Raw genomic sequence first — 13,982 nt, 5'->3', positions numbered from 1 at the left:
AACCTACCAATGGAGTCGCCAGCATGACCAAACCGTTGATATCCATCGCCGTACTCAAGGCCAAACCGGGCCAGGAACAAGCGCTCAAGGCCGGCCTGCTGGCCTTGGTCGAACCGACCCGCACCGAGCCAGGCAACCTGGACTACGTGCTGTTCGAACTGCGTGACGAGCCCGGCACGTTCTATATGCGTGAAGCGTTCAAGAACCAGGCGGCCCTCGATGCGCATTTTGCGATGCCGTACTTCCAGCGCTTTGCCGCCACGGCAGACGACTTGCTCCAGGAACCGCTCAAACTGATCTTCCTTGAGCAAGTGTCCAACTGACGCCGTACACCGCAACTGATTGTAGGAGCGAGCTTGCTCGCGAAAAAACGCCTAGGCGCCGCGTTTATCCGGGGGGCCTGGGTTATCGTTGACGATCTTCGCGAGCAAGCTCGCTCCTACAAAAAGTGTGGGGCGATCAATCCCAGCTCAACGCCCCGCCAGTCTGATACTCGATCACGCGGGTCTCGAAGAAGTTCTTCTCTTTCTTCAAGTCCATGATTTCGCTCATCCACGGGAACGGGTTGGTGGTGCCTGGGTATTCTTCCTTCAAGCCGATCTGCGACAGACGACGGTTGGCGATGAACTTGAGGTAGTCCTCCATCATCGCTGCGTTCATGCCCAGCACGCCGCGCGGCATGGTGTCGCGTGCGTATTCGATCTCCAGTTGGGTCCCTTGCAGGATCATCTGGGTCGCTTCTTCCTTCATCTCGGTATCCCACAGGTGTGGGTTTTCGATTTTGATCTGGTTGATCACATCGATGCCGAAGTTCAGGTGCATCGACTCATCGCGCAGGATGTACTGGAACTGCTCGGCCACGCCGGTCATTTTGTTGCGACGGCCCATGGACAGGATCTGGGTGAAGCCGCAGTAGAAGAAGATGCCTTCCAGCACGCAATAGTAGGCGACCAGGTTGCGCAGCAGTTCCTTGTCGGTGTCGACGGTGCCGGTTTCGAACTTCGGATCGGAGATCGAACGGGTGTACTTCAGGCCCCAGGCGGCTTTTTTAGCGACCGATGGGATCTCGTGGTACATGTTGAAGATCTCGCCTTCATCCATGGCCAGCGATTCGATGCAGTACTGGTAGGCGTGGGTGTGGATCGCCTCTTCGAAGGCCTGGCGCAGGATGTACTGGCGGCACTCCGGGTTGGTGATCAGGCGGTACACGGCCAGCACCAGGTTGTTGGCCACCAGCGAATCGGCGGTGGAGAAGAAGCCCAGGTTGCGCATCACGATGCGACGTTCGTCGTCGGTCAGGCCTTCGGGGTTTTTCCACAGGGCGATGTCGGCGGTCATGTTGACCTCTTGCGGCATCCAGTGGTTGGCGCAGCCGTCGAGGTACTTCTGCCAGGCCCAGTCGTACTTGAACGGCACGAGTTGGTTGAGGTCGGCGCGGCAGTTGATCATGCGCTTTTCGTCGACAGCGACACGGGCGGAAGCGCCTTCGAGCTCGGCCAGGCCTTCGGCAACGTCGAGTTTGTCCAGGGCAGCCTTGGCCCGCACGATAGCGGCGGAGTCATTGGCGGTCACGGCGCGGGCTTCGATGGCAGCGGCAGCGCCGGCACCGTCGAGGCGGTCCATGTTGGCTTCGGTGGCGTGGCCGGCGTTGGCGCCGCGGATCACGGCGGTGCCGGTGTCTTCGTTGTCGACTTCATCCCAACTCAGCATGAAATACTCCTTCCTGGTCTGTTCTGACGGCGTATGAAACCGTCCAGAAAATTCGATAGTTACCGGCTTCGCACACTATGTAGTGGTCGGCTTCCTGGGTGGGCACACTATATGGTGTGTAGGAAATATGGTCAACGCACAAGATATGCGGTTTTCGGTCACTGCCTGGCGTAGGTTCAGCCATAACGCCTGGGTGGCTGGACGGGGCGCCTAAGGTCAATGTGGGAGCTGGCTTGCCTGCGATAGCGGTTCACCAGCCTCCGGAGATGGCTGACTGAACCACCGCTTTCGCGAGCAAGCCCGCACACAGGGGGCGTAGGCTTGAGCGATCATGCAAAAAAACCATCTGTAGCCAACCGCCCACCCAATACCCGACCAAAACCATCGGCATTTCTTGATCGCCATCAAGCAGCTTTTACCCCCCGGCTTCCTATCATGGTCCCCGCCAAGCAATGAGGAAGCGACCATGTCAGAGACCTTCACCAAGGGCATGGCCAGGAATATCTACTTCGGAGGAAGCGTGTTCTTCTTCCTGATATTCCTGGCCCTGACCTACCACACCGAACAAACCTTTCCCTCTCGCAGCAATCAGGAGCTACTCACCGAATCAGTGGTGCGCGGCAAGGGCGTCTGGGAGCGCAACAACTGTGTCGGCTGCCACACTCTGCTGGGCGAGGGCGCGTACTTTGCGCCGGAACTGGGCAACGTGTTCAACCGCCGTGGCGGCGAGGAGGCGTTCAAGCCGTTCCTGCATGCCTGGATGAAGATGCAACCGTTGGGCGTTCCCGGCCGGCGCGCGATGCCGCAATTCAACCTCAGCGACCAAGAGGTGGACGATATGGCCGAGTTCCTCAAGTGGAGCTCGAAGATCAACACCAACGGCTGGCCGCCAAACAAGGAGGGCTGAGGGATGCGTACCGTCAATCCATATCTGAAATTCCAATCCCAGGCCGTGGCCAAACCCTACTTTGTGTTCGCCCTGATCCTGTTCCTGGGCCAGGTGCTGTTCGGTTTGATCATGGGCCTGCAATACGTGGTCGGCGACTTTCTGTTCCCGTTGATCCCCTTCAACGTGGCCCGCATGGTCCACACCAACCTGCTGATCGTCTGGCTGCTGTTCGGCTTCATGGGCGCCGCTTACTACCTGGTGCCGGAAGAAGCCGACCGCGAGTTGCACAGCCCCAAGCTGGCAATCCTGCTGTTCTGGGTGTTTGCCGTGGCGGGGGTGTTGACCATCCTCGGCTACTTGCTGGTGCCCTATGCGGCCCTGGCCAAGCTGACCCACAACGAACTGCTGCCGACCATGGGCCGTGAGTTCCTGGAACAACCGACCATCACCAAGATGGGCATCGTGGTCGTGTGCCTGGGCTTTTTGTACAACATCGGCATGACCCTGCTCAAAGGTCGCAAGACCACGGTGAGCATGGTGATGATGACCGGGCTGATCGGCCTGGCGGTGTTCTTCCTGTTCTCGTTCTACAACCCCGGCAACCTGGCACGGGACAAGTTCTACTGGTGGTGGGTGGTGCATCTTTGGGTCGAAGGCGTGTGGGAGCTGATCATGGGCTCGATGCTGGCTTTCGTACTGATCAAAGTCACCGGTGTCGACCGTGAGGTCGTGGAGAAATGGCTGTACGTGATCATCGCCATGGCCCTGATCACCGGGATCATCGGCACCGGTCACCACTTCTTCTGGATCGGCGCGCCCGAGGTGTGGTTGTGGGTCGGCTCGATCTTCTCGGCCCTGGAGCCGCTGCCATTCCTGGCGATGGTGATGTTTGCCTTCACCATGGTCAAACAGCGCCGGCGCCAGCACCCGAACCGGGCGGCCACGTTGTGGGCCAAGGGCACCACGGTCACGGCGTTCTTCGGCGCCGGGGTCTGGGGCTTCCTGCACACCCTGGCACCGGTCAACTTCTACACCCACGGCACCCAATTGACCGCCGCCCACGGCCACCTGGCGTTCTTCGGCGCCTACGCCATGATCGTCATGACCTTGATCAGCTACGCCATGCCCCGCCTGCGCGGTATCGGTGAAGCGCCGGATGCACGCTCGCAGACCTTGGAGATCTGGGGCTTCTGGATGATGGTTCTGTCGATGGTGATGATCACCCTGTTCCTGACGGCGGCCGGTGCCGTGCAAGTCTGGTTGCAGCGCTGGCAGGTAGACGGTGTGGCACTGCCGTTCATGGCCACCATGGACCACCTGACCGTATTGTTCTGGGCCCGACTGGCCAGTGGCGTGGTGTTCCTGCTTGGCCTGCTCTGCTACCTGTGGAGCTTCCGGCAGCGGGGCAAGGGCTTGGACTCTGCCGTCCCCGTGACTGCGTGAGCGGTCAACGTTAATCCCCAAGAGGGCGGCCCGGCAGGTAGTGCGGGCCGTTTTTATGTCTGGAGCACTTCACATGGCCTTTACCCTTGAGTTGGAAGAGTGGGTCGGCAGTGTCTGGCACCGCTTTATCACCCGCCGCGCCAGTGCGGACTTCCCCGAGGCGCGGGTCGACCTGGTCGACCGCCAGCGCAGCCTGGCCCTGCTGTTCCGCGCCCTGGGCGGCGCCCACGCAATTGCCCTGGAGGCCGCCAGCGAGCGCGACCTGCTGCTGCGGCGCAACCTGTTGATGCGCATCGCCGGCACCTGCCGGCAAGCCCCCCTGGCCTCATGCGATGGCCATCGCCTGCGCCTGCCGGCAAGCCTGGCGGTGTTTCCTTCGGCCGCCCTGAACCTGGAGTTGTACCGCTGGCTGGCGCTCCTGGCCGCACACGCCGGGCCGATGACCCACTGGGCCCGCGACAACCAGCGCTGGACCTGGCTGCTGTTGCAGCGTTACCCGGCCATGCTCCCCAGCTATCAGCGCCTGGTGGACGCCCACCTGCAATTGCGCCCGGATCCCGCCAGCCTCAATCCATCTGAAGCTGCCGTGGAAAAGGCCTTGCGCAAGGCCCTGCGCGAACCCGGCAGCATCCGCCAGTTACCCCGCAGCGAGCGCGCCGCCTGGCCGCTGCCCCTGTGGCTGTATCCACCCTTGCACCTGCACAGCCCGCAGGCCGGCGATCTGGATGACGAGGGCGATGACCTGGCGACCCGCCCCGGCCAACAACAGGGCGCGCCCAAACAAGCCAACCGGGTAGATGACAACAGCCGCGACGGCGGCCTGTTGGTGGTGCGCCTGGAAAACCTGTTCAGTTGGACCGAACACGTCGACCTCGACCGCTGGGCCGATGACTCCGAGGACGAAGATGCCGCCCGCGTTGCCGAAGACCTCGACCAGTTGAGCCTGTCACGCCAGCGCGTGCGCAAGAGTGGCGGCTTGAAGCTGCACCTGGATCTGCCACCGGCCGATGTCGACGACATTCCCCTGGGCGAAGGCATCAAGCTGCCGGAGTGGGATTACCGCCAACAATGCCTGCAAGCCAACTTCGTCAACCTGCAACTGATGCAACCCCGCGACAGCACGCCCCAGCCGCTGCCGGCACGCCTGCTGCCCCAGGCTGCGCGGTTGCGCCGCCAGTTCCAGCAGCTGCGTACCGACCGTCAATGGCTGCGTCAACAGCCCCAGGGCGCGGAACTGGACCTGCAGGCGTGGCTGGATTTTCATGTCGAGCGCCAGCACGGCGCATGCGCCGAGCGCGGTCTGTTCAAGGAGCAGCGCCGCACCCGGCGTGACCTGGCCTGTTTGCTGCTGGCCGATGTGTCGATGTCCACCGACGCCCACCTCAACGATACGCAAAAGGTCATCGATGTGATCCGCGACAGCCTGTTGCTGTTTGGCGAGAGCCTGGCGGGCCTGGGTGATGCGTTTGCCCTGTATGGGTTTTCATCCTTGCGCCGCCAGCAGGTGCGCCTGCAACAGCTCAAGTCGTTCCAGCAACCCTATGACGACCACACCCGCGGCTGCATCCAGGGCCTCAAGCCGGGTTACTACACCCGGATGGGCGCGGCTATCCGCCACGCCACCCAGACCCTTGGCGCGTGCAAGCAACGGCGCAAACTGCTGTTGATTGTGACCGATGGCAAGCCCAACGACCTGGACTTGTATGAGGGACGTTATGGCGTGGAGGACACCCGCCAGGCCGTAATGCAAGCGCGGCGCCAGGGCCTGGTGCCGTTCTGCATCACCATCGACAAACAGGCCGCAGATTACCTGCCGTACATGTTCGGCGCCCACGGCTACACCTTGATCCGCCAGCCGGAGCAGCTGCCGCTACGCTTGCCGCAGCTGTACCGGCAGTTGACCGAAGATCAGTAAAAGTCCCGGGGCAGCCACAAGAACATGGTGATGCAGAACACGGCCAGCCCCAGGCAGAACCATTGGAAACGTTTGAGTCGCCGGGCCTCAAGGCTGGCGGTGGAGGCGGGCAGGGGCATGGCGCAGCGTGAGCAGGCTGGCTGCGTTGGCGGGTTGGCATGTTGGCAATACAGGCACACACACGCGGCGCTCATTCAAATTGCTCCAGGCGCAGGCGATCAAGAATGGCGATCTGCCGACCGTCCTGGGTGATGATTTTTTCATCGATCAGCCGGCGAATGATCCGCGAGAACGTCTCTGGCTGGATCGACAGGTGCCCGGCGATCAACTGCTTGGCCATGGGCAATTCGAACGAACTGTCGGCGCTGTGCAGGCGCACCAGTTGCGTCAGCAGGTAGCGCACCACGCGGTGGGTGGCGTTTTTCAGGGACAGGGTCTCGATCTCGTTGACCCGCTGGTGCAGGCGCACACACAACTTGCCCAGCAGGGCGAAGGTCAGGCGGCTGTTGCTGTGGAGCAGGCGCATATAGGTGGCGTTGGACAGGCGATACAACTGCGTCGGGCACACCGCCTCGGCGCAGGCCACGTAGTTGGGGGTGTCCATCAGCATCATCGCCTCGGCGAAGGTCTGCCGCTCGCCGATCACTTCAAAGACTTTCTCCTGGCCGTCCGGGGTCAGGCGGTAGATCTTCACCGCGCCGGCAATCACGAAGTAAAACCCCTCGGCCGGCTCGCCCTGGCGGAACAATGGTTCGCCCTTGTCGACACTCAGCAATTGACTGCTGGCCATCAACTCATCCATCTGCTCTTCGTTGAGCGGCTCGAACAGGTGATGGCTGCGCAGGATCTGATGATGCACGCGGTGCAGGACCCTCGGTGCGTCGGTGATCATACAAGCCACAACGACAGGCCACTGGCCGCCGCCATCATCGAACCGAGGATCACGAACCAGGCGAGGGGCTGGATGACTTTTTTCATGGGGACTCCGTGGGGCAGGGTAATGACGGGATAACCGGGTAGAGCAAGAGCTGGGCCAAAGAGAGGGCGTTGCAGAATGCGGGCTGTAGCGTCACCAGGGTTTGAATGACCCTATCAATAAGGGTTTTTTTAACCCTCTAATGGTCATTTAAACCCTCATTATCAGCGCCGATCCCATGTAGGAGCTGGCTTGCCTGCGATGCAGGCACCTCGGTCTCCCAGTAAAACCGCAGCGATGCCATCGCAGGCAAGCCAGCTCCCACCCGTGATTGCGGTGGGCATAAGGAGCCGGCCCGGCCCTTGCAACGCCAATCCCGCGACGGCCCCCAGGATATTGCGCCGCCTCGAAGCCCTGCTTGATCTGCGACAAGGGCCGGGCGCGGGCAATCCCGGATGATCGGGCCGGCAATGACTTGAGGAGTGGTGGTATGCAAGTGCTGGATCGACGCAAGGCCATGTCGATAACCCCGTTGTTTCGCCTGGCTTTCCGGCCATTTTTCCTCGGTGGCTGCCTGTTGGCGTTGCTGGCGGTTCCCCTGTGGTTGCTGGCCCTGGCCGGCGACGCAGGCTGGCAGCCGGCGGGAGGCTGGCTGGCGTGGCATCGCCATGAACTGCTGTTCGGTTTCGCCTTGGCGATCATCGGCGGGTTCCTGTTGACGGCGGTGCAGACCTGGACCGGTCGCCCCGGCATCAGCGGTACGCCGCTGGCGATGTTGGCCGGGGTGTGGCTGGCCGCACGCCTGGCCTGGCTGTTCAACCTGCCGTGGCCGCTGTTGGCCGTGCTGGAACTGACCTTTCCCCTGGCCGTCGCCGGGTTGATGGGCTGGACCTTGTGGAAAGTGCGGCAACAGCGCAACTACCCGATTGTGCTGGTGTTGCTGCTGTTGACCCTGGCCGACGCCCTGTCCCTGTATGGCTTGCTGCGCGGTGACGAAGGCTGGCAGCGCCAGGCGGTGTTGACCGGGCTGTGGCTGGTGGCGGCGATGATGGGCTTGATCGGCGGTCGGGTGATTCCATTCTTCACCCAGCGTGGCCTGGGGCGCACGCAAGCCGTGAAGCCCTGGCCGTGGCTGGATTACCTGTTGTTGGTAGGCTCGGCGCTGGTCGCTCTGTTGTATGCCAGCGGTGTCGCGCTGATGCCCAGCCTCTGGGTTGGTTTAGTGTTTGCCCTGTTGGGGATCGGTCACCTGGTGCGCCTGGTGCGCTGGCACGACCGTGGCCTGTGGCGCGTGCCGCTGCTGTGGTCGCTGCACCTGGCCTATGCCTGGTTGGCGGTGGCGTGCCTGGGCATGGCGCTGTGGCACTTGGGTGTCCCATTGAACCCGAGCCTGGCGGTGCATGCGCTGACGGTAGGGGCGATGGGCGGCTTGATCCTGGCGATGATCGCGCGGGTCAGCCTGGGTCATACCGGCCGGCCACTGACGCCACCCAAGGGCATGACCCTGGCCTTCACCCTGCTGAACCTGGCCTGCCTGAGCCGGGTGCTGCTGGTACTGATCTGGCCGTACGCCGCGCTGTGGCTGGCGGGCCTGTGCTGGACCCTGGGCCTGGGCGTGTATCTATGGCGCTATGCCCCAATGCTGTGGCATGCGCGGGTTGACGGCCATCCGGGCTAGGAGAACGGGAATGCTGTATTCGTGGCTATTGATTGTGCATCTGCTGGCGGCCATTGCCTTTATCGGCACGCTGTTCTTCGAGGTTTTTATCTGGCACCGCGCCCGTGAAGAGTTGGCGTGGTCGGCGCAGTTCACCAGCGACCAAGCCATTGCCCGGCGTTCGCGGCAGGTGCTGCATGGCGTGGTGGTGCTGTTGTATGGCGCGGGCATCGGCCTGGCCTGGCATTACCGCGGCGTGCTGGGCGCGCCATGGGCCAGCCCTTTTTCGGCGATGTTGAGCCTGAAGATCCTGTTGGCGCTGAGCATCATCGGGCACTACCTGCTGCTCGCGTACTGGTTGACGCAAAAGCGCCTGAGCCCGCTGCGGGCGGTATGGATTCGCCGCAGCATCCTTGGGCACATGGTGCTGATCGTGATCCTGGCCAAACTGATGCTGCGTTAAGACACCTCGATCCCTTCCTGTAGGAGCGAGCTTGCTCGCGAAAAACTCACGGACAACGCGTCTACCCAGGCAGCCCGCGTTTTGGTTGATGTTCTTCGCGAGCAAGCTCGCTCCTACAGGTCGGTCAGGCCTTCAGTGCGCGGACAAACAACACGTCGTTTTCCAGATGAATATGCTCCAGCAAATCCCCATGAAACACCTCCAGCCCGTGATACAAGGCCCGCCAGGTATTGCACGCATCGCTGGGCGGTTGGATGTGGTTGGTCAGCGCCTGCAACTGTTCCAGGGCCTGGCCATGTTGTTCGTGTTCAAAGCGCATGACCTGGATCGGCGGCGCAGCCTGGGGCCCCAGGCCCATTTGCAGCATTGGGAACAGCACTTGTTCTTCCTTGAGCATATGGCCCTCCAGTTCCTGCTCGATGTCACGCAGCAAGTCGGCCAGGCCATTGGGGCAGGCCAGGTGGTGACCGTGGACCTGCTCGACGCGGCTGGCCAGGCGAATCAGTTCCGGCAGTTGTTCGCGGTGGCGGGCGTGGTAGCGCTCCAGCAAATGTTCGATCAGTTGCGCCTGGGGCAGGGTGTCCGGGGCGATGGTGTTCATGGGGTTTCCTCATCAAGTGAACAGATGAAGCGGTGATTGCATGCCGTGTGCCATTGCCAACTTATTGAAAAATAGAAATTAATTTTTTGTAGTGGTCAGGATCACCCTGATGCTGCACGGTAGATCCGACCATACAAGGGTAGTAATGACCATGCTGCGTGAAAGTCTGTCGGCCGACCTGATTGTCGAATTGCCCAACGCGGTGCGCCTGCAACGCCTGGTGCAGACCCTGCGCGAATATTTCCATAGCGGCGCCGTGGGCCTGTTGCGCCTGGATGGCGACGACAGCCTGCGCCCCGTGGCCACCGTGGGCCTGGTGCATGAGGCCCTTGGCCGGCGCTTTGTGATTGCCCAACACCCGCGCCTGGCAGCGATCATGGCCTCCCGCGAGCCGACCTGGTTCGAACCCGACAGCCGCCTGCCGGACCCGTACGACGGGCTTCTAGACAGCCAGGTCGGCGAACCGCTGCCCGTGCATGACTGCATGGGCGTGAGCCTGTTCGTCGAAGGCCGGCCCTGGGGCGCGATTACCCTGGATGCGCTGCATGCCGGAACCTTCGATGCCAATGCCCGCGAGCAACTCAAGCGCTGCACCCTGCAGATCGAGGCGGCGGTGCGCGTCACGCGCCTTGAGCAGGAAAACCGCAGCCTGCGCCTGTCGCGCAGCGAACCGGTGGCGGGTTCGCCCAGCGTCGAAGACGGCGAGATCCTCGGCCAGAGCCCGGTCCTGCATCAACTGCTCAACGAGCTGGATGTGCTCGCCGACTCGGATTTGCCGGTGCTGTTGCTCGGCGAAACGGGGGTGGGCAAGGAGCTGTTCGCGCGGCGCCTGCATCGCCTGTCGCGGCGCAGCAAAAAGCCGCTGATCCAGGTCAACTGCGCGGCGCTGCCGGAATCTTTGGCCGAGAGCGAGCTGTTCGGCCATGTCAAAGGTGCGTTTTCCGGGGCTACCAGTGACCGTGCCGGGCGTTTTGATGCGGCCAACGGCGGCACGCTGTTCCTCGATGAAGTGGGCGAGCTGCCGCTGAGCGTGCAGGCCAAGCTTTTGCGCACCTTGCAGAATGGTGAGATCCAGCGCCTGGGCGCCGACAAGCCGTTGCATGTGGATGTGCGGATCATCGCCGCCACCAACCGCCACCTGCCCGAGAGCATTCGTGAAGGGCTGTTCCGCGCCGATCTGTACCACCGGCTGTCGGTGTACCCGGTGCCGATCCCGGCGTTGCGTGAGCGCGGTCACGATGTGCTGCTGCTGGCCGGGCATTTCCTGGAACTCAACCGTGCGCGGCTGGGCTTGCGCGGTTTGCGCCTGTCGCCTGCGGCCGAGCAGACCCTGCTGGCTTATGCCTGGCCGGGCAATGTGCGCGAGCTGGAACATGTGATCAGTCGCGCCGCCTTGAAGCAGCTGAGCCGGGGCGGCAATCGCAACCAGATCATGACCCTGGAAGCCGAACTGCTGGACCTGGACAGCGCCACCTTGGCGCAGGCCCCTGTCTTTCAAGCCCCGGTGCAGGCGTTCCAGACCTTGAGCGACGCGGTGGACGACTGCCAGCGCCAGAAGGTGCGCCAGGCGTTGAGCCTGTCGGGCGATAACTGGGCGAGCGCCGCGCGGATGCTGGGCCTGGACTCCAGCAACCTGCACAAATTGGCGCGGCGCCTGGGTCTCAAATAGCAACGCTGCGACGCCATGCCGCGGCGCGCAGTTGATCGTGGTCAAGGTGCCGGGCGCCTCGGCTGATCAGACTGTGGCGAACTGACCGGAGGTTCGCCCCATGCCCCTTTCCCTGGCGCAGATGCGCCGCAACTACACCTTGTACGGTTTGCGGGATGACCTGGTACAGGACGATCCCCTCGTGCTGTTCGGCCAGTGGCTGGAGCAGGCGCGCAAGACCGAAGTGGCGCCTGTGGAGGCCAACAGCATGGCCCTGGCCACGGTCGATGCCGAGGGCCGCGCCCATTGTCGGATTCTCTTGCTCAAGGGCTTCAGTGCCGAGGGCTTCACCTTTTTCGGTCACTACCAGAGCGCCAAGGGTCAGGAACTGGCGAGCAACCCCAGCGCGGCCATGACCTTTTTCTGGCCGGGCCTGGAGCGCCAGGTGCGCATCGAAGGCACCGTCGCACGCCTGGCGCCGCAGCTGTCCGACGACTACTTCCATTCGCGGCCGCTGGCCAGCCAGGTGGGCGCCTGGGCGTCGCCGCAAAGCCAGCCCTTGGCCCATCGCGCCGAACTGGAAGGGCGCCTGCGCGACGTCACCCAACGCTTTGCCGGCCAACAACCGCCGCGCCCGGCAGAGTGGGGCGGCTATTGCCTGCAACCCGAGCGCGTGGAGTTCTGGCAAGGCCGCCCCGACCGCCTGCACGACCGCCTCGATTACCGTCGCCACGACGGCACCTGGCAGCGCAGCCGCCTGGCCCCCTGAATCCGCCTAGAGGTACCTCCTCGGAGGAATAGGCCCGCAGACCTTTGCGGTGCAGGCTTGGGCCATTGCTCATTTATCCCGGGATTTTCACCATGGCACACCTGACTCAACGCAATTTTGTCTCACTGAATATCGCCGTCCTGACCATCAGCGACACACGCAACTTTGACAACGACACCTCCGGGCAGACCCTGTGCGACCGCTTGCAGGCGGCCGGGCACGAGTTGATCGACCGGGCGCTGGTGGTGGACGACATCTACCAGATCCGCGCACGCATTTCGCAGTGGATCGCCGACCCACAGGTGCAGGTGATCCTCACCACCGGCGGCACCGGCTTCACTGCGCGGGACAACACCCCACAAGCGGTACTGCCGTTGCTGGACAAGCATGTCGAAGGCTTTGGCGAGCTGTTTCGCCAGGTGTCCGTGCCAGAGATCGGCATGTCGACCCTGCAGTCACGCGCCCTGGCCGGCATGAGCAACGGCGTGCTGGTGTGCTGCATGCCCGGCTCCCCCGGCGCGTGCCGCACCGGTTGGGACAAGATCCTGCTGGGGCAACTGGACAGCCGCACCGGGCCGTGCAATTTCGCCCCACACCTCAAGCCCCAGGCCGCGCAAGCGCTGGAACCCTGCGAGGCGCGGTCATGAGCACATCGGTGTGTGAAAGCGGTGAATTGATCCCGGTGGACGAGGCCATCGAACGCCTGTTGGCCCAGGCACCACCCCCACCGTCCAGCCAGCAGGTGAAGACCGCCCAGGCCTTGGGCCGGGTGCTGGCTGGCGATATTTTTTCCCCGGTCAACCTGCCGGCCTGGGACAACAGTGCCATGGACGGCTACGCGCTGTGCGCCGCAGACCTGCCGGCCGAGGGCGGCTACCTGCGCCTGGCCGGGCGGATTGCCGCTGGCGACGCCGCCGCGACGGCGTTGAGCAGTGGGCAGACCATGCGCATTTTTACCGGTGCTCCCTTGCCGTCCGGGGCCGACACCGTGGTGCCCCAGGAGCGTTGCCGGGTCTATGGCCAGCGTATCTGGTGCCCGCCCATGCGCACCGGCGAACACGTACGCAAGCAGGGTGAAGAGGTGACCCAGGGCGCCTTGCTGCTGCCGGCCGGCAAGCGCCTGCGCGCCCAGGAGTTGGGGTTGCTCGCGGCGGCCGGGCTGGCTCAGGTCAAGGTCTACCGGCCGCTGCGGGTGTGCCTGTTGAGCAGTGGCGATGAGTTGCGCGAACCGGGCGATCACCTGGCGCCGGGGCAGATCTACAACAGCAATCGCCACTGCCTGGCGGCACTGCTGCAAGGCTGGGGAGTGGAAGTGCATGACTATGGCGTGATGGCCGACGAACTGGCCGTCAGCCGCGATGCGTTGACCCTGGCCTCCTCGGAATGCGACCTGCTGCTGACCTCTGGCGGGGTGTCGGTGGGCGAGGAAGATCACCTCAAGCAGGCGATCGAGGAACTGGGCCGCGTGGACTTCTGGCGCCTGGCGATCCAGCCGGGCAAACCCCTGGCCTTTGGCGATGTGGCGGGTAAACCGTGGATCGGCTTGCCCGGCAACCCCTCGGCGGCGCTGATTACCGCGTTGGTGGTGGTGCGCCCGTTTCTGTTGCGCGCCCAGGGTGTGACTGACGTCACCTTGGTGCCGATGCTGCTGCCTGCCGATTTTACCTGGACCCAGCGCAACCGCCGCCGCCAATACCTGCGGGCACGCCTGGCGCCGGGCATCGACGGCCAGGCGCGCATCACCCTGCACCCACGGCAAAGCTCGGCGATGTTGAGCGCGGCGTGCTGGGCCGATGGCCTGGCGATTGTGGAGCGTGAGCAGTTGGTGGAAAAGGGCGGCCTGGTGCGGTTCGTGTCCTTCGCCGAACTGATGCAGTAACTGCCGGCGGTGATCAATGTGGGAGCGGGCTTGCCCGCGATAGCGGTGTATCAGTCACCATAAATGTCGACTGGTAGGCCGCCATCGCGGGC

13 protein-coding genes and 1 pseudogene are annotated in these 13,982 nt (G+C 63.4%); 10 read left to right on the top strand and 4 right to left on the bottom strand.

From position 1 onward, the window contains the following. Positions 1-23: 23 nt before the first annotated feature. Entirely contained in the window at positions 24-323 is a 300-nt protein-coding gene (locus HKK57_RS24765; RefSeq protein ID WP_057441906.1) for a putative quinol monooxygenase, read from the top strand. Positions 324-459: 136 nt separating this feature from the next. Here the strand turns inward: HKK57_RS24765 and HKK57_RS24760 are convergent, their stop codons facing one another. After that, positions 460-1,710 (bottom strand): ribonucleotide-diphosphate reductase subunit beta, encoded by a 1,251-nt coding sequence (locus tag HKK57_RS24760; RefSeq protein ID WP_029294423.1) that lies wholly within the window; start codon positions 1,708-1,710, stop codon positions 460-462. 466 nt (positions 1,711-2,176) lie between these two features. On the opposite strand from HKK57_RS24760, the gene HKK57_RS24755 reads away from it, so the two are divergent. From HKK57_RS24755 to HKK57_RS24745, 3 genes are all read left to right on the top strand, one after another. Beyond that, entirely contained in the window at positions 2,177-2,617 is a 441-nt protein-coding gene (locus tag HKK57_RS24755; protein ID WP_029294425.1) for a c-type cytochrome, read from the top strand. A gap of 3 nt (positions 2,618-2,620) precedes the next feature. Then, positions 2,621-4,042: a cbb3-type cytochrome c oxidase subunit I gene (locus tag HKK57_RS24750; protein ID WP_070996340.1), complete on the top strand. Its 1,422-nt coding sequence runs from the start codon at positions 2,621-2,623 to the stop codon at positions 4,040-4,042. 73 nt (positions 4,043-4,115) lie between these two features. Beyond that, positions 4,116-5,957: a nitric oxide reductase activation protein NorD gene (locus HKK57_RS24745; protein WP_169390989.1), complete on the top strand. Its 1,842-nt coding sequence runs from the start codon at positions 4,116-4,118 to the stop codon at positions 5,955-5,957. Here HKK57_RS24745 and HKK57_RS24740 read toward each other — a convergent pair. Both HKK57_RS24740 and HKK57_RS24735 read right to left on the bottom strand, forming a co-directional pair. Beyond that, positions 5,951-6,151 (bottom strand): protein DnrP, encoded by a 201-nt coding sequence (locus HKK57_RS24740; protein WP_169390988.1) that lies wholly within the window; start codon positions 6,149-6,151, stop codon positions 5,951-5,953. The genes HKK57_RS24745 and HKK57_RS24740 overlap by 7 nt on opposite strands. Then, on the bottom strand, positions 6,148-6,849 hold the full coding sequence (locus HKK57_RS24735) for a Crp/Fnr family transcriptional regulator (protein ID WP_029294499.1): 702 nt from the start codon (positions 6,847-6,849) through the stop codon (positions 6,148-6,150). Before HKK57_RS24735 ends, HKK57_RS24740 begins: the two co-directional genes overlap by 4 nt. Before the next feature lie 514 nt (positions 6,850-7,363). Here HKK57_RS24735 and HKK57_RS24730 point away from each other — a divergent pair. Further along, entirely contained in the window at positions 7,364-8,551 is a 1,188-nt protein-coding gene (locus tag HKK57_RS24730) for an NnrS family protein (protein ID WP_169390987.1), read from the top strand. Between the two features lie 10 nt (positions 8,552-8,561). Then, on the top strand, positions 8,562-8,993 hold the full coding sequence (locus tag HKK57_RS24725; protein WP_070996337.1) for a hypothetical protein: 432 nt from the start codon (positions 8,562-8,564) through the stop codon (positions 8,991-8,993). Positions 8,994-9,117: 124 nt separating this feature from the next. On the opposite strand, the pseudogene HKK57_RS24720 reads toward HKK57_RS24725, so the two are convergent. After that, positions 9,118-9,567: pseudogene (locus HKK57_RS24720) on the bottom strand (hemerythrin domain-containing protein); the annotation flags it as partial. 178 nt (positions 9,568-9,745) lie between these two features. On the opposite strand from HKK57_RS24720, the gene norR reads away from it, so the two are divergent. The 4 genes from norR to HKK57_RS24700 all read left to right on the top strand — a co-directional run bounded on the left by norR (position 9,746) and on the right by HKK57_RS24700 (position 13,890). Further along, positions 9,746-11,263: a nitric oxide reductase transcriptional regulator NorR gene (norR, locus tag HKK57_RS24715; protein WP_169390986.1), complete on the top strand. Its 1,518-nt coding sequence runs from the start codon at positions 9,746-9,748 to the stop codon at positions 11,261-11,263. A 100-nt stretch (positions 11,264-11,363) separates the two neighbouring features. After that, positions 11,364-12,011: a pyridoxamine 5'-phosphate oxidase gene (gene pdxH / locus HKK57_RS24710; RefSeq protein ID WP_070996336.1), complete on the top strand. Its 648-nt coding sequence runs from the start codon at positions 11,364-11,366 to the stop codon at positions 12,009-12,011. A 92-nt stretch (positions 12,012-12,103) separates the two neighbouring features. Then, the gene (gene moaB / locus HKK57_RS24705; protein ID WP_169390985.1) at positions 12,104-12,658 is read left to right on the top strand and encodes a molybdenum cofactor biosynthesis protein B; all 555 of its coding nucleotides are present in this window, start codon (positions 12,104-12,106) and stop codon (positions 12,656-12,658) included. After that, positions 12,655-13,890 carry a molybdopterin molybdotransferase MoeA gene (locus HKK57_RS24700; protein WP_169390984.1) on the top strand — a complete coding sequence of 412 codons (1,236 nt, stop codon included), beginning with the start codon at positions 12,655-12,657 and terminating at the stop codon, positions 13,888-13,890. The genes moaB and HKK57_RS24700 overlap by 4 nt, the downstream gene beginning before the upstream one ends. Positions 13,891-13,982 lie beyond the last annotated feature (92 nt).

The organism is Pseudomonas sp. ADAK21, assembly GCF_012935735.1.
In the GTDB taxonomy this organism is placed as follows: Bacteria; Pseudomonadota; Gammaproteobacteria; order Pseudomonadales; family Pseudomonadaceae; genus Aquipseudomonas; species Aquipseudomonas proteolytica.
Note: the sequence above shows the minus strand (reverse complement) of the source record. Positions and strands in the feature narration are given on the sequence as shown.